A 25,391-nucleotide genomic window follows, 5' to 3' on the forward strand; every position below is an offset into this window, starting at 1 on the left:
TGTTTGCGGCCCTTATTGGGCGAGGCAAGTATACTCGCGGCAAATGTCAAATACAAACATCACAGAATGCAAATTATGTTTTTTTGACTATTTTTTACTGTAAGTGCCAGTTACAAATAGAAAAGTAAAGGCTTTTATACCATGGTCTAACAAATTTAAACGCTTATTTAAATTGAAATGTGATCTAGAATGGCTGTAAAGTAATGGCGGTTTGACATGCCGCACTCACAGATAAGAACTAAGTAAGGAGAACGGGGTATGGCTGATTTAAAAGCCAAATTAGAATTACCAGGGAACGACTCGATAGAATTGCCAGTAAAGCAGGGAACCGCTGGTTTTGACGTAATCGATATCAGTAAACTTGGCAGCAAAGGTTACTTTACTTTTGATCCAGGTTTTCTTGCGACTGCCTCCTGTGAATCTGCAATTACCTATATTGATGGTGATCTAGGTATATTGTTACACCGTGGCTATCCAATCGATCAACTTGCCGTTGACTCCGATTACCTAGACCTGTGTTATTTGCTGCTTTACGGTGAACTGCCGACCAAAGCGCAATATACTGAGTTTGTACATACAGTTAAAACCCACACTATGGTTCACGAGCAGCTAGCCTTCTTCTTTAGAGGTTTCCGTCGTGATGCACATCCTATGGCCATGTTATGTGGTGTGACGGGTGCATTATCTGCATTTTACCAAGACTCTCTGGATGTTAACGATCCACGTCACCGCGAAATCGCCGCTTATCGCTTAGTCTCAAAAATGCCTACGATAGCAGCCATGTGCTACAAGTATTCTTCAGGCCAGCCATTCGTGTACCCACGTAATGACTTAAGCTATGCAGGCAACTTCTTAAGCATGATGTTTGCTGTACCGTGCGAAGAATACGTCGTGAACCCTATTGTTGAACGTGCAATGGACAGGATCTTCATTTTACATGCAGATCATGAACAAAACGCATCGACTTCAACAGTACGTTTAGCCGGTTCTTCAGGTGCAAACCCATTTGCGTGTATCGCAGCGGGTATCGCATCTCTTTGGGGCCCTGCACACGGCGGCGCTAACGAAGCCTGTTTGCAAATGTTAGAAGAAATCGGTTCAGTAGACCGTATTCCTGAATTCATTGAACGCGCTAAAGATAAAAATGATCCTTTCCGTCTGATGGGCTTTGGACACCGTGTTTACAAAAACTTTGACCCACGAGCCAAAGTGATGCGTGAAACCTGTCATGAAGTGCTGAAAGAACTGAAAGTACAAGATCCACTCTTGGATGTGGCAATGGAGCTTGAGCGCATTGCACTTGAAGACGAATACTTCATTTCTAAAAAGCTGTATCCAAACGTCGACTTCTACTCTGGCATCATTATGAAAGCCATTGGTATTCCAACCAGTATGTTCACTGTGCTATTTGCACTGGCACGTACTGTAGGCTGGATTGCTCACTGGAAAGAAATGTTAGATCAACCAGGCCACAAAATCAGCCGTCCACGTCAGTTATATACTGGTGAAACTGCGCGTGATTTCGTCGCACAAGACAAACGCTAAGTCCCACGACTTACGCATTAAAAAGCGCCTAAGGGCGCTTTTTTCATTTCAAATAATCCTCTTTTAAACTTATACCAATCACATTAAATATCTAATCAGTTCAGAGCCTCACAGGCATTTCAATCCAAGGCGCATTGACGCAGAAAGGGTTATTCCCTTTTAAGTCAATGCAACACCGGAGTGGGATGTCTGTGAGGCTCCCGAAGAGCGGCTGATGTTCACTACATGGCAAAGCGCTTTATACTGCGTTCAAGGCTTTCGACAGAGCACCACTATGCCTTCAAGCCTTCACCTTGTCTAAAGCGCGTTGAACTCCCGCTGAATGTACAGATATTTAATACGATTGGTATTACCTCTCCTGACAAAATACATTGTTGCAATTGCGCACTTGTGTAATCTTAATTAACCGCGCTTAGTTATTCTCATCACTTTTTAAACCTTTTGGCTACATTTAGTAAGAATCACAAATCACACTTAGCCAAAAATACGACTAATAGACTGAAATTAAACAACTTTAAGTATTGGCATGGTTTCTGCTAACAACTGACATCACAATAAAGACAACAGGTAACATTCTTATGGAAAAGTCAAAAATTGCTCAATTCACCCTGCCACTGCTAATGATTTCGATGCTAGCAGCCTGTGGTGAGGAAGAAGTGGTCAAAAAAGAAGAAAAATATGCCATTCCCGTCGAAACCACTACAGTGATGCAAGGAAACGTTTCTTCTTTTTACAGTACAACTGCCACCTTAGAAGCGCCACAGGAAGCCAATGTAGTGAGTCGTATATCAGGACTCATTGAATCTCTCGCTGTTGAAGAAGGTGACCGCATTCAAAAGGGCCAAGTGCTCGCTGTTATTGATGCCAAGAGGCAGCAATATGATTTAGACCGCTCAGAAGCCGAAGTCAAAATCATCGAACAAGAATTAAATCGTCTGAAGAAAATGAGCAACAGAGAATTTATCAGCGCGGATTCAATGGCCAAACTTGAATATAACTTGCAAGCCGCTATCGCTAAAAAAGATCTCGCCGAACTGCAAGTAAAAGAAAGCCGCGTACTGTCCCCTATCAGCGGTGTAGTTGCTAAACGCTATGTGAAAGCTGGCAATATGGCGAAGGAATTTGGCGACTTGTTTTATATAGTCAACCAAGATGAACTCCACGGTATAGTTCATTTGCCAGAGCAACAGCTTGCGAGCTTAAAACTCGGCCAAGAAGCACAAGTGTTTAGTAATCAACATAGCAAGAATGCTATCCACGCCAAAGTGTTGCGCATAAGCCCGATTGTGGACCCACAAAGTGGCACCTTTAAGGTGACACTTGCTGTGCCAAATCAAGAGGCGCGCCTTAAAGCTGGCATGTTTACCCGGGTTGAGCTCAAATACGATACCCACGAGAACGTGATTACTGTTCCCTACAGCGCCTTGATTAACCAAGACAACAAACAAGCGCTTTATGTTATTGATGGTACCAATGCGAACCGTCGTGAAGTCGAAATTGGCTACCGTGAAGGTGATTCGGTAGAAGTGATTACAGGTATTAACCCCGGTGAGCAAGTCGTTACCCGTGGCCAGCAAAACTTGAAAGACCAATCCTTAGTCGAAGTGATCACCCCACTCGATCTTGCTTCCGCTAAGAACTGATAGGAGCCTTTCATGTCAATTATCAGCACTTCCGTTAAACGGCCAGTCACGGTATGGATGTTCATGCTGGCAGTGATTTTATTCGGTATGGTGGGATTTTCCCGCCTAGCGGTGAAGTTACTGCCAGACTTAAGCTATCCCACATTAACCATTCGCACTATGTATGACGGTGCGGCGCCAGTTGAAGTCGAACAGCTCGTCTCTAAACCAATTGAAGAAGCCGTTGGCGTGGTCAAAGGCTTACGTAAAATCAGTTCTATTTCGCGCTCAGGCATGTCAGATGTGGTGCTTGAGTTTGAATGGGGCACAACAATGGATATGGCGAGTTTAGATGTACGTGAAAAGCTCGATACTATCGCTCTGCCACTTGATGTTAAAAAGCCCTTATTACTGCGTTTTAACCCCAATCTCGACCCCATTATGCGTCTTGCGCTGTCTGTGCCCAATGCCTCAGAAGCCGATCTCAAACAAATGCGCACCTATGCAGAGGAAGAGCTTAAGCGTCGTTTAGAGGCGCTATCTGGGGTCGCCGCAGTGCGTTTATCTGGCGGCCTAGAGCAAGAAGTGCATATTCAGCTCAATCAAGAAAAACTGTCGCAGCTCAATCTCAATGCCGATGATATTAAACGTCGTATTAATGAGGAAAACATCAACCTCTCTGCGGGTAAAGTGATCCAAGGTGATCGCGAATACTTAGTACGAACGCTAAACCAATTCAACTCATTAGATGAACTCGGCCAAGTGATCGTCTATCGCGATGAGCAAGCTTTAGTCCGTTTATTCGAAGTTGCTACCATCACAGATGCCTACAAGGAGCGTAGTGACATCACCCGCATCGGCAGTCAAGAATCGATTGAACTGGCCATTTATAAAGAAGGTGATGCAAATACTGTCGCTGTCGCCAAAAAACTGCGCGATGAACTCGTCAAAATCAATCAAGACCCTAAGCAAAATAAGCTCGAAGTGATTTACGATCAGTCTGAGTTTATCGAAAGTGCGGTCAGCGAAGTCACCTCTTCTGCGCTGATGGGCAGCTTGTTATCTATGCTAGTGATTTACCTGTTCTTGCGTAATATCATCCCGACACTGATTATTTCTATCTCGATTCCCTTCTCAGTCATCGCCACCTTTAACATGATGTATTTTGCCGATATCAGCTTAAACATCATGTCATTAGGTGGTATTGCCCTTGCCATCGGTCTCTTGGTCGATAACGCCATTGTGGTATTAGAGAACATAGACCGCTGCCGTAGCGAAGGCATGAGTAAATTAGAAGCTGCAGTGACGGGGACTAAAGAAGTGGCAGGCGCAATTTTTGCCTCAACATTCACCACTCTTGCGGTGTTTGTGCCGCTAGTATTTGTGGATGGGATTGCCGGCGCCCTCTTCTCAGACCAAGCGCTAACGGTCACTTTTGCACTGTTAGCATCGCTATTAGTCGCGTTAACGTCCATTCCAATGCTGGCATCACGTGAAGGCTTTAAAACCTTACCCGCGCTGATAAAAACGGCACCTAAGGATAAACCCACCACTAAAATGGGTAAGCTTAAACACTATAGTGCGACTGTGTTTTCCTTTCCTATTCTATTAATTGTTAGTTACTTACCCAGTGCACTACTGACCTTAGTGTTGATTTTAGGCCGCTTCTTCTCATGGCTTATTGGTCTAGTGATGCGCCCGTTAAGCTCAGCATTTAACTTTGTCTACCACAGTATTGAGAAGGTTTATTACAAGCTTCTGGCCTCGGCGCTGCGCCAACAAAAAGCAACACTGTTACTCACGATTGCAATAACAGGCGCTTGTATTAGCTTATTACCGCGACTTGGTATGGAGCTTATTCCGCCAATGAATCAGGGCGAGTTTTACGTGGAGATCTTACTGCCGCCGGGTACGGCAGTGAGCGAAACCGACAAGATATTACAGCAACTTGCACTGTCCATTAAAGACAGAGCCGAAGTTAAACATGCTTATAGCCAAGCTGGTAGCGGCGGTTTGATGACTTCGGATACTGCCCGCGGGGGGGAAAACTGGGGCCGCTTGCAAGTGGTGCTTAACGACCACAGTGCCTATAACGCAGTCACTCAAGTATTACGTGATACTGCGCGCCGTATTCCTGAACTTGAAGCGAAAATTGAGCAACCTGAGTTATTCAGCTTTAAAACGCCACTGGAGATTGAGCTCACAGGTTACGATTTAAACTTGCTCAAACGCAGCGCAGATAGTCTCGTCAAAGCATTATCCGCCTCGGAGCGTTTTGCCGACGTGAACACCAGTCTACGTGATGGTCAACCTGAGCTAAGTATCCGTTTCGATCATGCAAGGTTAGCGGCTCTAGGAATGGATGCGCCAACGGTTGCAAACCGTATTGCCCAACGTGTTGGTGGTACTGTTGCCAGTCAATACACAGTGCGTGACCGTAAGATTGATATTCTGGTGCGCAGTGAACTCGCGGAACGGGATCAAATCAGCGATATCGATGCCTTAATCATCAATCCGAATAGCAGTCAGCCTATTGCATTAAGCGCAGTTGCAGAAGTTTCATTACAATTAGGCCCATCTGCGATTAACCGCATCAGCCAACAACGTGTAGCTCTCGTATCAGCTAACCTCGCCTATGGTGATTTAAGCGATGCGGTTGCACAGGCGCAGCAGATACTATCGCAACAAGTGTTACCCGCATCGGTCCAGGCCCGTTTTGGTGGTCAAAATGAAGAAATGGAGCACTCATTCCAATCACTCAAAATTGCCCTTATCTTAGCGATTCTCTTAGTGTATTTAGTCATGGCGAGTCAGTTTGAATCACTACTGCACCCCTTGCTTATCCTTTTTGCCGTACCTATGGCATTAGGTGGCAGTGTACTTGGGCTTTATATCACCCAAACTAACTTGAGTGTGGTGGTATTTATTGGCCTTATCATGTTGGCGGGGATCGTCGTGAACAACGCGATTGTGCTTGTGGATCGGATCAATCAACTGCGTAGCGAAGGTGCTCAAAAACTTGATGCCATTCGCGATGCAGCTAAATCGCGCCTACGCCCGATTATGATGACAACCCTCACCACGACCTTAGGCTTATTGCCGATGGCGCTAGGTCTAGGTGATGGCTCAGAGGTGCGCGCACCGATGGCGATTACGGTGATCTTTGGTCTGAGTTTATCAACACTACTGACCTTAATAGTGCTCCCAGTGCTCTATGCCCTATTCGACCGTAAAGAATACGCAGTAACTGGCTCACATGTAAACGTAGAGGAGGCTCGCCCATGAACCTCACCCGTTTAGCCATTAAGCGCCCCGTAACCACCAGCATGTTCTTCTTTGCTATCTTGCTGTTTGGTCTCGCCTCGAGTCGCCTATTACCGCTGGAAATGTTCCCCGGTATTGATATCCCACAGATAGTGGTGGAAGTGCCTTACAAAGGCTCGACCCCTGCTGAAGTGGAACGCGATATTACCAAAGTACTGGAGGAATCCCTCGCGACTATGGGGGGGATTGATGAGCTTGAATCAGAGTCCTCCCAAGAAGGCGCCGAAATCGAAATCAACATGAAGTGGGGAGAAAACGTTGCCACTAAGAGCTTAGAAGCGCGGGAAAAAATCGATGCTGTGCGGCATTTACTGCCCAAGGATGTGGAGCGGGTCTTTATCCGACAATTCTCCACCGCCGACATGCCTGTGCTCACCATACGCATCTCAAGTGATCGTGAGCTTTCAGGTGCATTCGATCTACTCGATAAACAGCTCAAGCGTCCGCTTGAACGTGTTGAAGGTGTCTCTAAGGTCAGCCTGTACGGCGTTGAGCAAAAGCAAATTGAGGTACGCATCAATGCCGACCGCCTTGCCGCCAGTGGATTTTCAGCCACAGATTTGCAACAACGTCTCGGCAGAGAGAACTTTGTGCTGAGCGCAGGTACACTCAGGGCCAGTAATATCGTTTACCAAGTTTCACCTAAGGGTGAGTTTAGAAACCTTGAAGATATCAAAGCACTAGTACTGATCCCCGGATTGACCTTAGGCGATATCGCCGATGTGCAATTTGCCCTACCTGAACGTATCGAAGGTCGACATTTAGATAAGCACTATGCCGTGGGTTTGGATGTGTTTAAGGAATCTGGCGCTAACTTAGTCGCAGTGTCAGACCGTGTCATGAAGGTGATTGAACTTGCTAAGCAAGACCAACAGTTCCAAGGTATTCGCCTATTTATCATGGAGGATCAAGCCTCTGGAGTAAAATCTTCACTAATGGATTTGCTGCTTTCAGGGTTAATCGGTGCACTGCTGTCCTTTGTAGTGCTGTACTTATTCCTGCGTAATTTGAAAATGACTTTAGTGGTTGTGTCATCCGTACCTATTTCAATTGGTATGACGCTCGCCGCTATGTATCTACTCGGTTACAGCTTGAATATTCTGTCTATGATGGGACTCCTGCTCGCCGTCGGTATGTTGATTGATAACGCTGTGGTTGTCACTGAGAGCGTATTGCAGGAAAAACAAGGTAAACACCCTAAAGACAATGAAGAGTCAGTCATGACGGGGGTCGATAAAGTGTCTCTGGCGGTATTGGCAGGCACAATGACAACCGCCATTGTATTTTTACCTAATATTTTTGGCGTAAAAGTCGAGATCACTATTTTTCTAGAGCATGTTGCTATTGCGATTTGTATCTCACTCGCCGCGTCGCTATTGGTCGCAAAAACCTTAATCCCTTTGATGTTGACTAAGTTTCACTTCAACATCGCCCCCGAAAAGGATGCGGGTAAATTACAACGTTTTTACAATAATACCCTAGATTGGGTATTGCTCAGACCTTGGCGTTCAGGCGTGATTGCTGTAGCGATACTCGCATCCACCGCCCTGCCGCTATCTATGGTTAAACAGGATCAAGAAGACAGCGAGAGCAATGAACGAATCTACATTAACTACCAAGTAGAAGGTCGACATAATCTCAATGTTACTGAGGCAATGATCAACCAAATGGAAGAGTATCTTTATAACAATAAAGAGGAATTCCATATTGATTCTGTCTACAGCTATTATGCCTCTGACGATGGCTCATCGGTGATCCTCCTAAAGAAAGATTTGCCTATATCAGTGGATGAGTTAAAAAAGAAAATCCGTAGCGGCTTTCCTAAGTATTCCATCGCCAAACCACAATTTGGCTGGGGTAATGACAACTCTGGCGTGCGAGTCACACTGACAGGACGTTCAACCTCTGAGCTGATTAATTTGAGCGAACAAGTTATTCCTTTGTTGCAAAATATCAAAGGATTGCAAGATGTTCGCTCCGAGCTTAATGGCGCTCAGCAAGAAGTGATTATCCGCATTGATAGACAAATGGCGGCGCGGTTAGATTTAAAACTCAATGAAATTGCCTCAAGTATCTCCATGGCACTGCGCGGTTCACCGCTACGATCCTTCCGCCACGATCCTAATGGCGAGCTGCGCATCGAAATGGCCTACGAGAAAGAGTGGCAAAAATCACTTGAGAAACTCAAGCAGTTACCCATAGTACGCCTCGACCAAAGAGTGTACACCTTAGATAATCTGGCGAAGATTGAGATCCAACCCCGCTTCGATACTATCAAACACTTCAATCGCCAAACCTCGCTGTCGATTGGGGCTAACTTAGAAAACCTCACCACAGAAGAGGCGCAAACTAAGATCAAGCAAGTGATGGAAAATATCCGTTTCCCCGATGGTTACGACTATTCACTCCGTGGTGGCTTCGAGCGCCAAGATGAAGATCAGAACGTGATGGTGACTAATATGCTCTTGGCTGTCGCGATGATTTATATTGTTATGGCGGCGTTGTTTGAATCTCTACTGTTACCGACAGCGATTATTACCTCGATCCTATTTTCCATCACAGGTGTATTCTGGGCGCTGTTTATCACAGGCACCCCTATTTCAGTGATGGCAATGATAGGTATCTTGATTTTAATGGGGATAGTGGTGAACAACGGTATCGTTCTAGTGGATCAAATCAATCAGATGACACCGGAACTCGACAAATTGTCTGACACCATTCGGGAGGTGTGTATCACCCGTTTGCGGCCAGTGTTAATGACAGTAGGTACAACAGTACTGGGATTAGTCCCACTGGCAATGGGTGATACCCAAATCGGTGGCGGCGGCCCGCCATATTACCCCATGGCAATCGCCATTATCGGTGGCTTATCGTTCTCGACAGTGACTAGCTTGTACTTAGTCCCCCTGTGCTATCAAGCATTTTATCGGATACGTCACCGCGCAGCGATTCGCTTAGGCCAAGCCGATCACTTTGCCAAAAAACTGTTACCTTGGACGGTTTAGTTGTCTTGGATAGCTGATGTTCTTGAACAGTTCAGCAATCTTCGACAACTTAATATGCCATTGAATTTGTAATAAAAAGGCTGCTGTGCGGCCTTTTTTCTTTTACGAATTACGCTCTATACTTTTACTGCGGTAAAACCCTAAACTGGATCATAAACAATTGCTCAAGACCGGGATAAATTTCTGCAATCACATCACGTAGCTGCGGCAACGTCATATTCTCTTGCTTAGCATGAATGTCTGAGAGCTCAGTTAAGGTCACTGGCACGACATCAATAATATAGATATCACAAAACCAGCGGTCGGTTTCGAAGGTTGAAACGGGAAGCGTTTGACCTGCAATCACATGGGATTCCGTTTCATCACGCAATGTAATGGTTTTAGTGCCACTTAATATATCGTGCTCAAAGCGCTCAAAAAAAGTGATTTTAGTTAATAACACACATCTTCCTCGGCTCAGGATATGAGCAATAAAATAACAGTAGAGTCAATTTTTCAAACTCATAATGCTAGGCAATATAATGGCTTTTGATCCACACTGACAGTCTACACCGCAGAATTTGCAGCATTTGTCGTGTGAAATACTAACAGCGCCGTTTAAGTCAAATAGTTATGCTAACGCCATTTAGCAAAACTAGTTCCCAAAGAGTAGCCGTTGTTTTCGACAAAATTCAGCAAAACATGGTCAGTTCGTTCAGATTGAGTTAGAATCCCGCCTCAATTGAGCCCTTGGCCTCATATTCCTGCGCGTAGCGGGTGCGAAACGAAATTAGAGACGTCATGAACAAGAAACAAAAGATCATCAAGAAAATAGCTAAACGCGCTAAGGCCAGACTGAATAAAGTCGACCCAGTGACTATCGGCTCACCTGCAAAATCAGGTTACATCTCTAAGGCTGATCGCGCAAAAATGGCGGCATCAGAAGCCGCGACTGAACAAGTCGAAGGCCAACAAGACACGCCAAGTATTGAAGAATAAGCAGTACCGAAGAATAAGAAGCTCAGCAGAATAGTCTTTTAGCGGCGTATTTTGGCATTGTTAGCTTAACGAAATGAAGTGCAAACGCCGTTTCAAACAAAATGCCACAAGCAATCTTGTGGCATTTTGTTTTTCAGCATACCTATCATTAGCAGCTTTCTGACTGATCCTCATTATTAAGAGCTCATTTTTATCTGCGTTCTTGCCCACAGCTTCTACATGGCGCAGCTAAGCCACATAACGTCAATTAGGCTTTTTCCCCTCGTCTAAATAGGGTAATACGGGCTCATTCTCTTGCTCCTCCGTTAATTGCGCCATCTGCACGCAAGAGGATGAAAGCGGATTGGTCGCACTCGGTAAGTTCTGTGCAACACAATTAGCGATTTCCTCTTCCTCACTCAGTACGACATTACGGGGGATAGCATTCGCAGCATCAAGATTAGGCGCGGCTGAAAACTGTGCCTGCGCCGCCACTTTATCCACTAAACGATAGGCAACCCACACACCTAATGTACCAAACAAAATAGACCCTAAAATTTGCCCAATCAATACGCCGTAAACCCCGCCCCAAAGCGCACCAAAATACACAAAGGGCACAGTGCCTAAAGTGGCTTTACCTACGTTAAATAGCGTGGAATATTTGGCCTTGCCAAGGTTATTAAAGGACGCATTCGCCACGAATAAAATCCCAGAAAATATAAAGAATACCGCAATATAACTGCAGAAAAAGTGAATAAGATCAGCGCTGTCGCCCTTCATATCAAACACACTGACCAAATGTGACTTAAGCATAAACAGCAGCAAAGACATTACCAGCACATACACAGTACAAAACTGAATCGCTCGCGTTAAACTCTCACGTACTCGGTCAAACTGACCTGCACCAAAGTTTTGCCCAACAATAGGTCCAATCGCGCCGGACAGTGCAAAGATCATCCCAAAAGCCACAGGGATTAAACGCCCCAATACTGCCCAGCCTGCCACATAAGCATCACCGAAATCGGCGATCGCTCGGGTCACAAAGGCATTTCCGATGGGAGTTGCCACATTGGTTAACATCGCAGGGCCTGCAATGGCAAAGATGGGCTTAAGATCGGCGATAAAATGTGCCTTATCGAAATGGCCTAACAACTTATGCTTAACCACCACACCGCGAGCGGCAATCACAAATACCGCCACCCGCGCTAAAACGGATGCCAATGCAGCGCCTTCAATCCCCATGGCGAACATGAAGATAAAAATCGGATCGAGTACAGCATTAACGCCGCCCCCCGCTAAGGTCGACATCATAGATAACTTTGCATCACCCACGGCGCGCAAAGCCCCGCCGAGCGCCATCGCAAGACAGATAAAAGGCAAGGAAGGCACGAGAATATACAAATAGCTCGCAGCAAGTTCTGCCGTATGACCACTCGCGCCCACTAAGGCAACTAGCTCAGGAATAAAGGTGGTGACCACAGCCGCCACCAGCACACTGATCAGTGTCGTCACAACCGCGCTATTGAGTAATAAGCGCTTTGCCAACGCCACATCTTTTGCGCCAATCGAGCGAGACACTAAAGCCCCTAATGCAATCGATAAACCAATTCCAATCGATGTGGTAAAAAACGAAATACTCCCCGCATATCCCACAGCCGCCGCGAGTTCATGCTCTCCCAATAGGCTCAGGAAAAAGATATCCAATAAATCCACGACAAATAAGGCAGAAATCCCTACCGCGGCGGTCGAACTCATCACTAAGATATGGCGTAATATGGGGCCTTCAACAAACTTGGCTTGCGTCATACGTGTCTTTTACCTACAAAAATAAAAAGTGTTCGCCGAAGTCATCAGGAAACGCCTTTATCAACGGGCACATCCAAGCTATCTAACTCACATCCACAACGACTACAATACATGGCATCAATATCATGACCTGTCTTATGGCATTGATTACACGAGCGTAAATCTCGATGACGCCCTACTTCTTGGGATATCTCGGCGGTTAAAATCCCCGTTGGGATTGCAATAATCGAGTAACCAATCAGCATAGTAAAAGCCGCAATCGCCTGACCTAACCCAGTTTTCGGGGTAATGTCACCGTAACCGACTGTAGTAATAGTCACAATTGTCCAGTACACAGATTTAGGGATTGAACTGAAACCATTATCAGGCCCTTCAACCACATACATTACTGAACTCAGTACCATAACGATCAAACTGACCGAGAAGAAAAACAAAAAAACCTTACGACTCGACTGCATCATCGCCCTAAGCAGCACATTTCCTTCACTCAAATAACGCAGTAATTTGAGTACGCGGAAAATCCTAAACAGCCTAAGTATCCGGATGACTAAGGTAAAGTTAGCGCCAGGGATCAGCAACGCCAGATAACTTGGCAATACCGATAACAAATCCACTAAACCATAAAAGCTGCGAGCATATAACACAGGATGAGTCGCGCAGTACAAACGTAGGCCATATTCAATCGTAAAAATAATGGTGAATACCCATTCCAACACAGAAATAAGCTGGCCGTATTCGCGATGGAATATCTCTACTGTGTCGAGGAACACTAAGCCGACACTCAACACAATACACACCATGAGGGCGATATCAAAATAGCGGCCAGCGGGAGTATCAGTGCCAAAAATAATGGTACGTAATTGACGTTTTAACGGACTTTCGGATTCGATATTCTCAGACATAAAAGCTTTTACTTCCTTGCAACAAACTGACTAACACAGGGATTACAGCATAAATATGCCACGAGTCTGCCATGCAATTGCACCTAGCTCAAAATTATCTACTCACAGTAGGATAAAATTGCGGTATGATGCCGAAAAAAGCCAACAACCTGTGTTTATTTTCGAGGACTCCATGCGCGCCACCCTACTTTCCACATTGACATCTCTCACTGTGACTATCGCGGCTCTCGTTTCACCCGAATTACATGCCTCTGGCATGGGTAAAGTGGATCTGGTGGTGATCACTAAATCCGAATCCAGTATGGCTTTATTACGCGATGGCAAAGTGCTCAAACAATATCGCATCGCCATGGGTGACCTACCCGCTGGACACAAATTAAAGGAAGGCGATCAACGCACACCACAGGGGCGTTATACCCTAGATTATAAAAAGCCAGATAGTGCTTATTATAAATCAATCCATATTTCCTATCCTAATGAAGAGGATAAACTCAGAGCCAAAGCCTTAGGCATTAGACCCGGAGGCATGATCATGATCCACGGCCAAAACCCTAAGTCGTCACTGCCGCCAGAACAAGCCCAGCAATACAACTGGACTGACGGCTGTATCGCGATTACCAACGCCGAAATGGATGAAGTGTGGAAAGTAGTCGATGAAGGAACGCCGATTGAGATTTGGCCTTAATCTTAGCCCGCTTCCTAATGGCAAAATGCCAAATAGATAATTGAACGATATCAAACACGCCCAGCTTAATGGGCGTTTTTATTTAACCTTTTAAAGCATGATGTTAGTTGTAATAGTCTCAGTCATTTACTTAAGGGATAAAACTAACGCCAATAGAAATGCCTTGGAGTATTTATGCCTAAATTCAACAAGCCTGTTGCGCCGCACAGTGCAAACCTCAGCTATGAGCAATTAATCCAAGGCTGGCCAGCCTTCAAAGCACAGATTTTAGCCTTGCTTGAAACCTTAGACTTAGCAGATAAAGCACTGGTTTGCGACCATGTCGCGCTGCGCGTCAATTCCATCGCCAGTGCCGATGCCATGCGCGACGCCTTTAGCCGCATAGGTAAAATCATTTCAGACAACATCATCAATGGCCGTACGATTCTGATCATCGAGCTAGACACGCCACTCACACTCGGTCAATTTAGCATTGCCTGCGTCGAGCTTCCCTATCCTAGTGATAAAGTTTATCCACAGGAAGGCTGGGAGCACATAGAATTAGTTATTGATTCTAAAGCCAAAGATTGCGATACCTTGAGCCAAGATTTACTGGTCTTATGTCCAACACTCCGCCCTTTACTCAACCTAGGACTGAGTTCATTGCCGCAATCTGAGCAGACAGCTGAATCAGAGCAGTCAAGATTACCAGACTTGCCATCCCTTGCTGAGATTAAAGTCAAAATGAGCTCGCCCAAAGGCGATAAAGAACGTTTAGCCAATCCAACTATCGCCTTTAAACGCGGCAATGTGTGCATTAAAGTGCATCCCCATGGCATAAAAGCGGTCATCGCGAGCGAACAAGTATCTGAATGTTAAGTCAGACTTAAACTCAGGCAGATAAAACTGAGCTTAGATTTTCATCGGCACTTGCCTTAGCTAAAACCTACGACAGTAACTGAGTTAACATCTGAGTTGATGACAATTTAATCAGATTCAATATTCTCGTTATTTTTAGGTCAGTTTTTTGGTGGTTTTGTCAAAAATCGCCAAAATTAAATCTAAAAAACAGCATATTTAGCGTAACTTAGGACATATAACTCGCAGATGCCATCAGGCACAAATTATCGTGTCCAGTAGATGGATGCTATGTGCAAACAGAGGATCGCCAATGAAGCCACACAAGAACGAAGCACAAATATTGAAGTTCGCCATGGAAATCGGCGTGGGCTATGCCAAAAAACGCGGATATGCAGACTTTGACAAAGGCATCTCACCCAAAGACAAAGTGGAATGTATTTACCGTTTATTGGTCACTGACAACTTGATTCAGCCACTGGCCAAAGATAAAGAAGATGGGCCAAACATGAAACATAAACTGATTTTATGGATCACCCGCCAACTGCCTGCTGATCATCCACTGTTGAAGTAATCTTTTTAGGCGACTCGGTTAAAAATGATTATTGGCAAGCGGACATTTGAAGCTAGCCTAGAAAGAAGCCAACTCACTATGTGTTCACGATAAGGATCACCATTAAATGGCGCATTATTGCGCCATTTAAGTGAGCCAGAGTTGAATATCGAACCTAGCCCTTTTTGGCCGCTTTGTTGGCTTTCTCATTCGCTAGCACTGTTGCCATTGGCGGCACTATGGTTGTAGGGTCGAGGCGCATTTGATACCAGTTCACTCGCCAATCTAAGTGTGGGCCATTTGCACGGCCTGTTGCGCCCACCTCTGCAACAGCTTGGCCTTGCTTAACCGTTTCACCCGCGTTGACGTACAGCTTACTCAAGTGCAAAAAACTCGAACTCACGCCATAACCATGATCGATCACCATAGTCCCGCCCGAATAAAACATGTCAGGCACAGAAAGACTAATAACACCATCGGCGGGTGCGACCACTACAGTGCCGGTTTTCGCCGCCACATCCACCCCAAAGTGTGGATTACCGGGTACATCATTATAAATACGTTGGCTACCATAAACTCCGGAAATACGCCCCGTCAGCGGCCAAATAAACTCCTGTAAAAAGGCCGTTTGCTCGCTAAATGTTGCCCGCGCCGCTTTCACCTGCGCCGTGTCTTTCGCCGCTCTTTCCTGCGCGACAGGATCAGGCTTCATAATCTTCGAGCTAATGCCCTTTACACTTTGAATATCGTACTCTCGCTTAGTTAAGGTTAAAGGCTTAACCTCAGTCAAACCATCGGGATAAACCAAGGTTAGCTGCTGGCTCAGTTCACCGTCGCGATCAAAACCAAAGGCAAAATGACCATCAGGCGTGACCTTGATGGCTTCACCATTTAAGCTAATCTGAGTGCCCGCTGGCGCTTGACCCCGCATTAATGCGCCTTGCTCTAACTTACCCTGTAAACTCACCTCAGCTTGTACCTGAGGCGCAATGAGCACTAGGCCCAAAGTGAATAATGCCGATAAGCAGCGCACTGGATTTGAACTTAGGGGGGCTCCACCGTGAGATAAAAATTGCGATACTTTATTTCTCAACATCTTATTATTTTCCAGCATCTTAGTTTCCAATATCCTAGTTTCCAACATCTTCAAAAAATCCTTATCGATGGGCAATAGGGATCAAGACCCACTAAATACATTCATCGCGACACAAAACGCAACCGAATTCAATCAATGCCACGTTAACCTAACGCACCATAAAAATCGATTCTGCAAACCCACATCCCTGTCGTAATCTCAGTTCAGCCTATGCTAAAAACACACAAAAAAGCCCCGATAATCTACCGAGGCCTATTAAATCCGTGATTAAAAGGTGAATAGTTTAAGTCCATTCACTTATATCAGCTCGTAGTGCCTATCCCTTAACGACGATCGCGCCCTTGCCAACACCTTCAAACGCCACCACTTTAAACTGACTTCCTGGCACTTTAGCGACTAATGTCGTGGCAATATAATCGGCTAACAACTCAACCGTCGTGTCGTGGGGAATTAAATCACAGCATTCCTTTGGCATTGCCAATTGGAAATCCCCTTGGGGGGCTTGGTAATGAAAACCATAGTGGCTGTCATCGGTTATCCGCGTTTGCGGCGAAAGATTAAGGGTCTTAACTGAAACCAAGTCTTCTTCACTGCCTAAATAAATATCGTGCCAACGTTTGGCCCAATACTCATCCCACTTAGGTGCTGGACTGCCATTTTCATAAACGTGAATAGGACTACGATGCCCATGGGCGATACGCTGACAATTACCATCGTGTTTACGTAAACCATGGCTGTAATGGTAATAAGGCGTATCGAGGATTTCGTGTCTCAAGGTGAGCGTGATCCCTTCGACATTCTTAGGTAAAGCTTCGCGCAATGCTTTCTGTAAAAAGGCATTCACGCTGGGAATATCAATCTCTTCGGTCGGCACTAAGGCAAAGGCTTGTGAAGGACAGGCCAAATGAATTTCACCTAGCTGACTATCAAAATCCATCCATACTCTATCGCCCTGCTGTTGCCATCGCACACTGCTGCAGGCCGTAGGCACTAATAAACGATGATCGGCCACCGCATCTATGGTCTGCTTGATCGTACGTTTGACTTTAGCAAAATCGAGTACCATGTTTTGCTCGTCTAATCCGCCCTCTAACAGAACATCAACAATCCAACTCTCCCCCACCATGCCGCGCTTTGGGCACAAATAGGAAAAATCGATCACAGTTAAATCTTTGACAAACAATTGCATTAACGCTCCTCGGCAGAAAAACAGTCCGCCTATGTAATTTTATAGCACCGCTTGGCGATGGCCGAGCATGCTAACTTGAGGCACTCAACACGAGTTAACTCAACATGAATGGAGATTCTAATCAATTCCGTCTATTGTCGCGACAAATGAATCCACTCGGCCCAATATTTTGTATCACATGTTTGTATCAGGTTTTCTAAAATCCAGCAATTCGACTCATTGCAACCATCAGGTACCGATAGGCAGAAAGCAACAATGCATCTACCTTGTCGATTAACAGATGAAACCTTAATAGAAATACCACTCAACCTAGCAAAATAACAACGTAAAAACAGCGAATTAGATCGCAAAAGCTTAATCCGCAACAGCGATAGACCCAATCGAAACAAAGCATTATCACTCAGCATTATTAACCGCTAGCATCCCTGTTAAACCATACAAAAACCAAGGTTATACAGGGAGAAATAAGATGACCAAACTTACATCTATCGCCATTTTCATCGCAGGTATGTTAGCCAGTACCCATGCTATCAGTGCAGAACCCATCGAAGTCATTACAGCAGCCAAGATCACTGAGCCTGAAAAAGTTGAATTAGGTAAAATGCTGTTCTTCGAACCCAGACTGTCTAAATCTGGCTTTATCTCTTGTAACTCTTGCCATAATTTATCCACTGGTGGTGTCGATGCACTGCCAACGTCTATTGGTCACCATTGGCAGGAAGGCCCAATTAACTCACCCACAGTGCTTAATGCCGACTTTATGCTGGCTCAATTTTGGGACGGTCGTGCCAGTGATTTGAAAGAACAAGCCGCGGGGCCTATCGCCAACCCGAAAGAGATGGGCTTTACCCATGAACTCGCAACTGAAACTATCGCCTCTATGCCCGCCTACCGAGCGCACTTCGCCAAGGTCTATGGCGATGAAAAAGTCACAATTGACCGTTTAACCGATGCGATTGCCACCTTTGAAAAAACCTTAGTCACCCCTAATAGCCCCTTCGATCAATATCTTCTGGGCAAGCAAGATGCCATCAGCGCAAATGCCAAAGCGGGTTACCAACTCTTCAAGGATAAAGGCTGCGTGAGTTGCCATAACGGCCCCGCTGTCGGTGGAACCATGTATATGAAAATGGGACTCATCAAACCGTTCCACACCAATAACCCAGCAGAAGGTCGTAAGGGCGTCACAGGTAAAGAAGCTGATAAATTTGTGTTTAAAGTGCCGACACTTCGCAATATTGAGCTCACCTATCCCTACTTCCATGATGGCAGCGTCTGGACCTTGGAAGAAGCGGTGAATACCATGGCAGACATTCAATTAGGGCAAAAACTCTCTGACCAAGAAGTGAAAGAAATGGTCGCCTTCCTTGAGTCCTTAACGGGCGATCAGCCGCAAATCACGCTACCTATTTTGCCACCATCGAATAAAGATACGCCACGTCCAGTGCCATTTAGTTCCAATAACTAACATAGGCAACGAGTCACTGACTAAGAAGTACTCACTTAGCTGTACTCACTTAGCATAGACACTAAGTCAGCGCGACTTAGTTAGCAAAAAGGCCGAGAGTAAAAACTCTTGGCCTTTGGTTATTCTTTCGCTTAAAAAACGATGGATGAATTAAGTACTATTCGCCTTTAAGACGACGATCAAGCTGATCTTTTAAGTTTGCTGGCACACCTTTGATTAAAATCGTGTCCGAGATGGGATCGTAAATCACCCGTTGACCTAAGTGGCCGCCATCAAAACTTAACGTTACGCCGCCACCTGTACCAGAAAACTTCTTCAATTGGCGCAGGGTCGATTTATCGGCCGGAAACTCTTCATCGAGATCATAACTGCCGCCACGGGCAAAATCATAGAAGGAGTCCATGCCTTGATCGGCTAACTCATCGGCCAAGTCTTTGATCTCAATGTCAGCGCCTTCATCGAAACGCTCACTACAGTATTCAAACACTTTATTGCGGCACTGCTGACGCTCGTCTTTCGTCAACTCACTGCTGGCAACAAAATCTTCAACCGCATTCATTAAGGTTTTGTTTTGCGCCTTAGTGTTGACGCCTTCTACGCAGCCCATAAAGTCGAGGAAAAAGTCAGCGACTTTACGTCCCGCACGGCCACGGATAAAGGAGATGTACTTGCGAGAATCCTTATCGGCTTGCCACTCAGTTAAATCAATACGCGCCGCGAGTTGGATGTTATTTAAATCCAAATGGTTATTTTGCGACAGTTCCATATCATCTAATACTGTCATTGACGACTTAGCACTTAATAAAGCCACAAACAAATAATCGCTGGTGATGCTGGTATAGCAAGACATCAACAGGAAACCGCCTTGACTGAAGTCGTATTTCGACAATTCTTCTTGCAGTAATTTACTGGCTTGACCGGAAAATTCCACAAACCCTAGCTCGCCGCCACGGTATTGAGTTAGCGCATTGGCAAAGGCGGGATTCGCCTCACCGTCGTCACCATGGATACCAAAATAGCCAAAACCTTTACCGGCCTTTCCCGTATATGTCTGATGCAACTCGTCGAGCATCACCTCGACCGCCTGACCGTTCAGCAGAGGTTGAGGACGCAAACGGCAGCGTAATTGCCCCTGACTGTCCTGAGAAATCTCGTGAATAATTGCGTGTTCGATGTTAATACTCATAAGCCCTGATAGTGATACTGGGATAAATCCGCTATTATATGCCGCTAATCCATTCCAAAGTGAAACATTTTTTGATTATGGCAATCCAATCGAAATACTCAAACACCCAAGTTGAATCATTAATCGCCGAAATATTGGCTGTGTTAGAAAAGCATAAAGCACCGACTGACCTGAGCCTGATGGCATTGGGTAACTGCGTGACTAACCTGCTAGAACGTAAAGTGCCCAGCGAATCGCGCCAAGCCGTGGCCGAACAATTTGCAAAAGCACTCGCACAATCGGTTAAATCCCAGTAAGTTAACTGGGTAATAATCATCAAAAGAATATAAGATACAAGGCCTTTTAGGAATAAGCGGATCACTATGGTCGAGCGAAAAAAGCAAATGAGCCGCGATCGGGTTTCCCGGCTCATCAACTGGGGGCATTGGTTCGCCTTCTTCAATGGCTTATTAGCCATGATAGTCGGAAGCCGATACCTTGGCAGCGTAGGTTATCCAGAAACTTGGTATGGCTGGTTTTATCTGAGCGTCAGCACTATTGGTCAGTTTAGCTTTCTCGCCTTTATCGCCTATTTGATCTGCCTATTTCCACTAACCTTGATATTGCCTTATTCAAAGATATTAAGAGGTGTCGCGGCGGTGATCGCGACCCTAAGTCTTTGTATCTTATTATACGATACCATTGTTTACGCCGATTACGGCATGCACTTGAGCCCCTTCGCCTTCGATTTAGCTTGGGCGGATCTCAATGCCCTGCTCCGTGGTACTTCTTATATCGTCACACCACTGGCCATCATCGCCATTGAACTGACCATGGCCAATTTTTTGTGGAAACGCATAGAGAAAATTCAAAAACTCAATTTAGGGAATAAAGTTATCACCTTAGTGTGTATCTGTTTTATCAGCAGCCACTTGATCCACATTTGGGCCGATGCCGCCGATATCACCGAAATTACCCGTTTCGACGATACTTATCCTTTATCTTATCCCGCGACAGCTCGCTCCTTTATGGAAAGTCACGGTATCGATGGTTCATACCAAGGCGATGACGTCAATCACAACACTAGTGTACTCAGTTATCCAGAGCAGCCACTCACCTGCCAAGCCGACACGAAAATCAACGTGTTGATGATTACCATCGACAGTTTACGGGCGGATATGGTCGATGGCAAAAGCATGCCATTCCTACACCAATACACTGAAAATAATCAATCTTTTACCCAGCATTTCAGCGGCGGCAACCAATTTAGAACGGGCATGTTTTCGCTACTCTATGGCCTGCAAGGCAGTTATGGCGATGCGCGAATTTTTAATAGCACCAGTCCTTTACTGACCAGAAGCTTTCAACAAGCAGGCTATGAATTGGGGCTTTTCCTCCCTGAAACCAATCTCAATTTGCGTTCATCACAAGCGATGTTTAATGACTTTAATCCTGTCGTAGCCAAAGAAACCAATGGCAGTGCCGATGCCGATTTGCACACAGTGGCCAGTTTTAACGAGTGGCACAGCATCCAACATAAACCTTGGTTGGCGCTCGTTAACTTAAAAGCGCCAGAAAATTTTGATACTCCCGTGGGTTTTCTGGGTATCGAAACAGTGAAAGCCAATACCGACCTGATGCCAGCACAAAAAGTACTGTTTAATCAATATCGCCAATCTCTGTATTTTGTCGATCAACAACTCAAGGCGATGCTGGCCAATGTGTCCAACGACACCTTAGTGATTATCACTGGGGTCAATGGCAAAATGTTCACCAGCAATAGTGATGAAGCTAATCGCAACCTGTCACCACAGAGTGTCAAAGTGCCATTAGTGATCCACTGGCCGAGTACGGGTGCTTCTAAGGTCAAATACCGCACCAGCCATTACGGCATTGCGCCGACTTTAATGACCCACGTGCTAGGTTGCACCAATAACACGACAGATTACAGCGCTGGCCGCAGCCTATTACAACCTGACAAAGAAACGTGGATCTATATAGGTGATAGCCGTATTTTTGCTATCTATCAAGAAGCAGAAGTGACAGTGATTGACCGCCACGGTAAATATCGTATTTACGATGAAAACTATGAACATAGGCTCAATAAAAAAATGAGCGCGCCTGAATTGATTGAAGTGATGCGTGAAGGTCGACGTTTCTATAACCACTGAGCTTCATCATCTTAGTTAAAAAAGCCCCATTCCTACAGGATTGGGGCTTTTTTATTCCCTGGCGACTGGATGAATACGAAATGCACGAAGCTTGGATTTAACTGCGTGGGTTGAAGGGACAGCGTAGCGAGTCTCTTGTAGCTAGTCTCTTATGATGGACCTTACCTGCCACTAAAGCCAAAAGCCGCTATCTTTAGATAACGGCTTTTTAAGGCTTAGGTTTAAATCAACTCAAGTCACTCTACAATCAATCGGCTTTAACCGTAGAGTAGCGTGCTAACCAATGGGCGTAGGAAGCGGGTAATACCCAAGATGGGTGCGCAATTTTCAAGGTTTGCGCCGCTTGATACGGCCAATGTGGATTCGCTAAAAACGCTTTACCTATCATCACTAAATCCATTTGTTCATCTTCAATGGCCGCATTAGCTTGATGTGGATCATCCATACCCCAAGACGTCGCAACAGGGAACCCCACTTCTTGACGAACCCGCGCTGCAATAGGCGCCAAAAATGCCGGACTCCATGGAATATTTGCCGTTGGGGTCGAGAAGCAAATGCTGACGTTCAGCATATCGAGCCCCGCTTGCTTAAATTGCTTCACCAAGGCTATCGATTCCGTCAGTGTTTCTTCATCTTTATGGTCGAATTCAATCACACCAAATCGCGCCGTTAAGGGTAAATGCGATGGCCAAACGTCTCTTACCGCGGCAATGGTTTCTAACAAAAAGCGCCCCCGCCCTTCGGCACTGCCACCGTATTGGTCGGTGCGTTGATTGGCATAGGTTGAAAAGAAACTTTGGGCTAAATAACCGTGGGCGAAATGCAGTTCTAACCATTCAAATCCTGCCGCTAAAGCACGCTTTGCTGCCGCCACAAAGTCGGCTTTAACCCGCTCAATGTCCTCAATCGTCATAGCGGTAGGCACTTTAGGTAAGTTTGCGCCAAATGCGACAGCTGATGGTGCAATCGGTTGCCAACCTCGCGCGTCATTATCGGCAATATGGTCATCCCCTTCCCACGGGATATTGGCACTCGCTTTACGGCCTGCATGACCAATCTGAATGCCTGCAACAGCACCCGCATTTTTAATCGCACTAGCCACTTTTGCTAAGCCTTGGGCTTGTTCGTCATTCCATAACCCAAGGCATTTGGGGGTAATACGTCCTTCAGGAGAAACCGCTGTGGCTTCAACCACAACAAGACCCGCTCCGCCACGGGCAAGGCCAGTGTAATGTACCTGATGCCAGTCGTTGATGAGTCCATCTGTGGCTTGGTATTGGCACATGGGTGCAACGGCAATACGGTTTTTGAGGGTGATGTCTTTAAGTTTGAAGGATGAAAATAGATCGGCCATGGTGTTTCCTGTGTCTATTAAGATCAAAAGGTATTTTAATACTGAATGACGACAGACTAGTCTTATCGTGCCATAATTAAAAGCACATACAGATTATAGATTTGATAAATTTTACTTATGATAAATCCACAATGGTTACACACCTTTAGCGTTCTGGTCGAGAAAGGCAATTTCACCCGCACCGCCGAAGCCATAGGTATCACCCAAGCGGCCGTGAGTCAGCATATCAGTCGCTTAGAAGAAACCTACGGCACACTGTTTTTACGCCGCACCCGCCAGCTTGAAATCACTCCCATAGGGGAAAACCTGCTGACCTACGTTAAAGAAGTTGAATGCGCGCAGAAACGCCTACAACAGAAACTTATCCATGATGACGCCAATGCCGGTGATATTAGCCTTATCACTCCAGGTAGCATTGGTTTAACGCTTTTTCCATTATTAATCGAATTACAACAAGCCTTTCCGGCGTTAAGCATTCGCCACCGTTTTGCCCCTGACAGTGAGATAGTGGCCTCAGTGTTGGCCAATGAACATGAAATCGGCATGGTAACCTTAAAACCTTCCGATCCTCGTATTCACAGCACACATTTTACCGAAGAGCCGCTTGAACTTGTGGTACCTGCAAGCCATAAACAACATGAATGGACTGATTTACAACGGCTAGGGTTTATCTCCCATCCCGATGGTGAGGCTATGGCGACTCGGCTGCTTAGCCGTAAATATCCAACCCATCCCGGCATTCAAGAGATCCCTTGCAAGGGATTTACCAACCAAATCAGCCTCATTCTCGAGCCTGTAGCAAAAGGGCTAGGATTTACGGTTATACCGCAATACGCCCGCAAAGCCTTTGAACGACAAGAAGATATCTATGTTGTGGAATGTGGCAGCCAAGTTGTAGACACCATTTGGCTTATCCACCGTGCGGAATGGCCCTTGTCACGCAGAGCCCAAAAAGCGATTACATTTTTAAAGGGGAAAATATAAAACCCCATTAAAAAATGGGGCTCGACACACACGTTACCACAGGAATAGTCAGCGTTAGCAACGGATACATAAGACTCAGAGGCTATTGATTAATATCCAATTCATTATGGATCAATACCACGCACTGAGAAGCAAACAACATCTTAGGCCCTAGGCTGATCTTTTGCGCGCCGAGTCGTTTCAAGGTATTAAAACTTTTCTTCGGCATAGGAATATGATCGGTCAGTAAAAAGCACGGATTACCCACAAATTCTTGCTCACGGATTGATGTACCCTTCTTATCCATCATAAACAATTGATAATCCACCGCGAGGTCCTGTACCAGCTTTTCAAAACTGATAGTGCTAACACTGATGCCCTCGTCAACAACACGGGTTTGCTCCTTCGTCATGCCCCGAGAAATATCTAAGGCTTTGGCAATTTTAGTGAGCAAAGCTTGCTCGTGAAAACCACCAATATGGCAAATATTTCGAGTATCGAAGCAGATAGTGCGGGAAAAATCATGGGTACTTTCTAGCACCAAATAAACGACAACATCGTTTCGATGGGACTGAGCCACAAAGATAGTGTTCATCAGGGTATGAGCTAAAATCTCGGTATGCGCCTCTTGGCCGACAGAAGCCAAAAACAACTGACTGTCAGTAGGGGCTGATCTTGCTCGTAAAACAAACGCGCGCATAGGTAAATGTCCTACTCAATAATGTCTTTAATGCTAAATGGCGGATGCA

The 25,391-nt window shown here is 45.5% G+C and carries 20 protein-coding genes; 12 read left to right on the forward strand and 8 right to left on the reverse strand.

What is annotated here, in order from left to right; all coding sequences use genetic code 11:
• The first annotated feature begins 258 nt into the window (after positions 1–258).
• The 4 genes from L5M37_RS05180 to L5M37_RS05195 all read left to right on the forward strand — a co-directional run bounded on the left by L5M37_RS05180 (position 259) and on the right by L5M37_RS05195 (position 9,496).
• A complete protein-coding gene (locus tag L5M37_RS05180) occupies positions 259–1,545 on the forward strand; it encodes a citrate synthase (RefSeq protein ID WP_105252697.1) in 1,287 nt (428 codons plus the stop codon).
• Between the two features lie 578 nt (positions 1,546–2,123).
• Positions 2,124–3,188 carry an efflux RND transporter periplasmic adaptor subunit gene (locus tag L5M37_RS05185; RefSeq protein ID WP_212600185.1) on the forward strand — a complete coding sequence of 355 codons (1,065 nt, stop codon included), beginning with the start codon at positions 2,124–2,126 and terminating at the stop codon, positions 3,186–3,188.
• A gap of 12 nt (positions 3,189–3,200) precedes the next feature.
• Positions 3,201–6,452, forward strand: a complete 3,252-nt coding sequence (locus L5M37_RS05190) for an efflux RND transporter permease subunit (RefSeq protein ID WP_263199632.1) — start codon at positions 3,201–3,203, stop codon at positions 6,450–6,452.
• A complete protein-coding gene (locus L5M37_RS05195) occupies positions 6,449–9,496 on the forward strand; it encodes an efflux RND transporter permease subunit (RefSeq protein ID WP_263199633.1) in 3,048 nt (1,015 codons plus the stop codon). The genes L5M37_RS05190 and L5M37_RS05195 overlap by 4 nt, the downstream gene beginning before the upstream one ends.
• Positions 9,497–9,620: 124 nt before the next feature.
• Here L5M37_RS05195 and yqfB read toward each other — a convergent pair whose 3' ends face one another.
• Complete coding sequence (yqfB, locus tag L5M37_RS05200) at positions 9,621–9,938, reverse strand: N(4)-acetylcytidine aminohydrolase (RefSeq protein WP_173496818.1); 318 nt, start codon at positions 9,936–9,938, stop codon at positions 9,621–9,623.
• Between the two features lie 338 nt (positions 9,939–10,276).
• Between yqfB and L5M37_RS05205 the strand changes: the two genes are divergently transcribed.
• Positions 10,277–10,474, forward strand: a complete 198-nt coding sequence (locus L5M37_RS05205; protein WP_028759693.1) for a DUF2986 domain-containing protein — start codon at positions 10,277–10,279, stop codon at positions 10,472–10,474.
• 243 nt (positions 10,475–10,717) lie between these two features.
• Here the strand turns inward: L5M37_RS05205 and L5M37_RS05210 are convergent, their stop codons facing one another.
• Positions 10,718–12,259: an MATE family efflux transporter gene (locus tag L5M37_RS05210; RefSeq protein ID WP_263199635.1), complete on the reverse strand. Its 1,542-nt coding sequence runs from the start codon at positions 12,257–12,259 to the stop codon at positions 10,718–10,720.
• Between the two features lie 44 nt (positions 12,260–12,303).
• Positions 12,304–13,161, reverse strand: a complete 858-nt coding sequence (locus tag L5M37_RS05215; protein WP_028759691.1) for an ion transporter — start codon at positions 13,159–13,161, stop codon at positions 12,304–12,306.
• A gap of 172 nt (positions 13,162–13,333) precedes the next feature.
• Here L5M37_RS05215 and L5M37_RS05220 point away from each other — a divergent pair, with 172 nt between their 5' ends.
• From L5M37_RS05220 to L5M37_RS05230, 3 genes are all read left to right on the forward strand, one after another.
• Complete coding sequence (locus L5M37_RS05220; RefSeq protein WP_028759690.1) at positions 13,334–13,846, forward strand: murein L,D-transpeptidase family protein; 513 nt, start codon at positions 13,334–13,336, stop codon at positions 13,844–13,846.
• A 174-nt stretch (positions 13,847–14,020) separates the two neighbouring features.
• Positions 14,021–14,704 carry a VOC family protein gene (locus L5M37_RS05225; protein WP_263199637.1) on the forward strand — a complete coding sequence of 228 codons (684 nt, stop codon included), beginning with the start codon at positions 14,021–14,023 and terminating at the stop codon, positions 14,702–14,704.
• A 292-nt stretch (positions 14,705–14,996) separates the two neighbouring features.
• A complete protein-coding gene (locus L5M37_RS05230) occupies positions 14,997–15,257 on the forward strand; it encodes a DUF5062 family protein (RefSeq protein ID WP_006081993.1) in 261 nt (86 codons plus the stop codon).
• Positions 15,258–15,411: 154 nt separating this feature from the next.
• On the opposite strand, the gene L5M37_RS05235 is transcribed toward L5M37_RS05230, so the two are convergent.
• Both L5M37_RS05235 and L5M37_RS05240 read right to left on the reverse strand, forming a co-directional pair.
• Positions 15,412–16,350, reverse strand: a complete 939-nt coding sequence (locus tag L5M37_RS05235; protein WP_411569063.1) for a M23 family metallopeptidase — start codon at positions 16,348–16,350, stop codon at positions 15,412–15,414.
• Positions 16,351–16,648: 298 nt separating this feature from the next.
• Positions 16,649–17,521 (reverse strand): 6-carboxytetrahydropterin synthase, encoded by an 873-nt coding sequence (locus tag L5M37_RS05240; RefSeq protein ID WP_028759687.1) that lies wholly within the window; start codon positions 17,519–17,521, stop codon positions 16,649–16,651.
• A gap of 469 nt (positions 17,522–17,990) precedes the next feature.
• On the opposite strand from L5M37_RS05240, the gene L5M37_RS05245 reads away from it, so the two are divergent.
• Positions 17,991–18,989 (forward strand): cytochrome-c peroxidase, encoded by a 999-nt coding sequence (locus tag L5M37_RS05245; protein ID WP_263199638.1) that lies wholly within the window; start codon positions 17,991–17,993, stop codon positions 18,987–18,989.
• 157 nt (positions 18,990–19,146) lie between these two features.
• On the opposite strand, the gene yejK is transcribed toward L5M37_RS05245, so the two are convergent.
• The gene (gene yejK / locus L5M37_RS05250) at positions 19,147–20,175 is read right to left on the reverse strand and encodes a nucleoid-associated protein YejK (RefSeq protein WP_263138485.1); all 1,029 of its coding nucleotides are present in this window, start codon (positions 20,173–20,175) and stop codon (positions 19,147–19,149) included.
• A gap of 77 nt (positions 20,176–20,252) precedes the next feature.
• Here yejK and L5M37_RS05255 point away from each other — a divergent pair, with 77 nt between their 5' ends.
• Together L5M37_RS05255 and L5M37_RS05260 are read left to right on the forward strand one after the other, a co-directional pair.
• Positions 20,253–20,471: a YejL family protein gene (locus tag L5M37_RS05255; protein ID WP_011847036.1), complete on the forward strand. Its 219-nt coding sequence runs from the start codon at positions 20,253–20,255 to the stop codon at positions 20,469–20,471.
• 66 nt (positions 20,472–20,537) lie between these two features.
• Positions 20,538–22,325 carry a DUF3413 domain-containing protein gene (locus L5M37_RS05260; protein ID WP_263199640.1) on the forward strand — a complete coding sequence of 596 codons (1,788 nt, stop codon included), beginning with the start codon at positions 20,538–20,540 and terminating at the stop codon, positions 22,323–22,325.
• 247 nt (positions 22,326–22,572) lie between these two features.
• Here L5M37_RS05260 and L5M37_RS05265 read toward each other — a convergent pair whose 3' ends face one another.
• Complete coding sequence (locus L5M37_RS05265; protein WP_263199642.1) at positions 22,573–23,679, reverse strand: NADH:flavin oxidoreductase/NADH oxidase; 1,107 nt, start codon at positions 23,677–23,679, stop codon at positions 22,573–22,575.
• Between the two features lie 117 nt (positions 23,680–23,796).
• On the opposite strand from L5M37_RS05265, the gene L5M37_RS05270 reads away from it, so the two are divergent.
• On the forward strand, positions 23,797–24,663 hold the full coding sequence (locus L5M37_RS05270) for a LysR family transcriptional regulator (protein ID WP_028759683.1): 867 nt from the start codon (positions 23,797–23,799) through the stop codon (positions 24,661–24,663).
• Between the two features lie 82 nt (positions 24,664–24,745).
• Here the strand turns inward: L5M37_RS05270 and trmY are convergent, their stop codons facing one another.
• Positions 24,746–25,342 (reverse strand): tRNA (pseudouridine(54)-N(1))-methyltransferase TrmY, encoded by a 597-nt coding sequence (gene trmY / locus L5M37_RS05275; RefSeq protein ID WP_028759682.1) that lies wholly within the window; start codon positions 25,340–25,342, stop codon positions 24,746–24,748.
• Positions 25,343–25,391: the final 49 nt, after the last annotated feature.

Source organism: Shewanella sp. SM69 (assembly GCF_025653985.1).
In the GTDB taxonomy this organism is placed as follows: Bacteria; Pseudomonadota; Gammaproteobacteria; order Enterobacterales; family Shewanellaceae; genus Shewanella; species Shewanella oncorhynchi.

Bases quoted from the DNA above. Each gene is read 5' to 3' on its own strand.
- L5M37_RS05180 (WP_105252697.1), top strand. From the start codon at position 259: ATGGCTGATTTAAAAGCCAAATTAGAATTACCAGGGAACGACTCGATA.
- L5M37_RS05185 (WP_212600185.1), top strand. From the start codon at position 2,124: ATGGAAAAGTCAAAAATTGCTCAATTCACCCTGCCACTGCTAATGATT.
- L5M37_RS05190 (WP_263199632.1), top strand. From the start codon at position 3,201: ATGTCAATTATCAGCACTTCCGTTAAACGGCCAGTCACGGTATGGATG.
- L5M37_RS05195 (WP_263199633.1), top strand. From the start codon at position 6,449: ATGAACCTCACCCGTTTAGCCATTAAGCGCCCCGTAACCACCAGCATG.
- L5M37_RS05205 (WP_028759693.1), top strand. From the start codon at position 10,277: ATGAACAAGAAACAAAAGATCATCAAGAAAATAGCTAAACGCGCTAAG.
- L5M37_RS05210 (WP_263199635.1), bottom strand. From the start codon at position 12,259: ATGACGCAAGCCAAGTTTGTTGAAGGCCCCATATTACGCCATATCTTA.
- L5M37_RS05215 (WP_028759691.1), bottom strand. From the start codon at position 13,161: ATGTCTGAGAATATCGAATCCGAAAGTCCGTTAAAACGTCAATTACGT.
- L5M37_RS05220 (WP_028759690.1), top strand. From the start codon at position 13,334: ATGCGCGCCACCCTACTTTCCACATTGACATCTCTCACTGTGACTATC.
- L5M37_RS05225 (WP_263199637.1), top strand. From the start codon at position 14,021: ATGCCTAAATTCAACAAGCCTGTTGCGCCGCACAGTGCAAACCTCAGC.
- L5M37_RS05230 (WP_006081993.1), top strand. From the start codon at position 14,997: ATGAAGCCACACAAGAACGAAGCACAAATATTGAAGTTCGCCATGGAA.
- L5M37_RS05235 (WP_411569063.1), bottom strand. From the start codon at position 16,350: ATGCTGGAAAATAATAAGATGTTGAGAAATAAAGTATCGCAATTTTTA.
- L5M37_RS05240 (WP_028759687.1), bottom strand. From the start codon at position 17,521: ATGCAATTGTTTGTCAAAGATTTAACTGTGATCGATTTTTCCTATTTG.
- L5M37_RS05245 (WP_263199638.1), top strand. From the start codon at position 17,991: ATGACCAAACTTACATCTATCGCCATTTTCATCGCAGGTATGTTAGCC.
- yejK (WP_263138485.1), bottom strand. From the start codon at position 20,175: ATGAGTATTAACATCGAACACGCAATTATTCACGAGATTTCTCAGGAC.
- L5M37_RS05255 (WP_011847036.1), top strand. From the start codon at position 20,253: ATGGCAATCCAATCGAAATACTCAAACACCCAAGTTGAATCATTAATC.
- L5M37_RS05260 (WP_263199640.1), top strand. From the start codon at position 20,538: ATGGTCGAGCGAAAAAAGCAAATGAGCCGCGATCGGGTTTCCCGGCTC.
- L5M37_RS05265 (WP_263199642.1), bottom strand. From the start codon at position 23,679: ATGGCCGATCTATTTTCATCCTTCAAACTTAAAGACATCACCCTCAAA.
- L5M37_RS05270 (WP_028759683.1), top strand. From the start codon at position 23,797: ATGATAAATCCACAATGGTTACACACCTTTAGCGTTCTGGTCGAGAAA.
- trmY (WP_028759682.1), bottom strand. From the start codon at position 25,342: ATGCGCGCGTTTGTTTTACGAGCAAGATCAGCCCCTACTGACAGTCAG.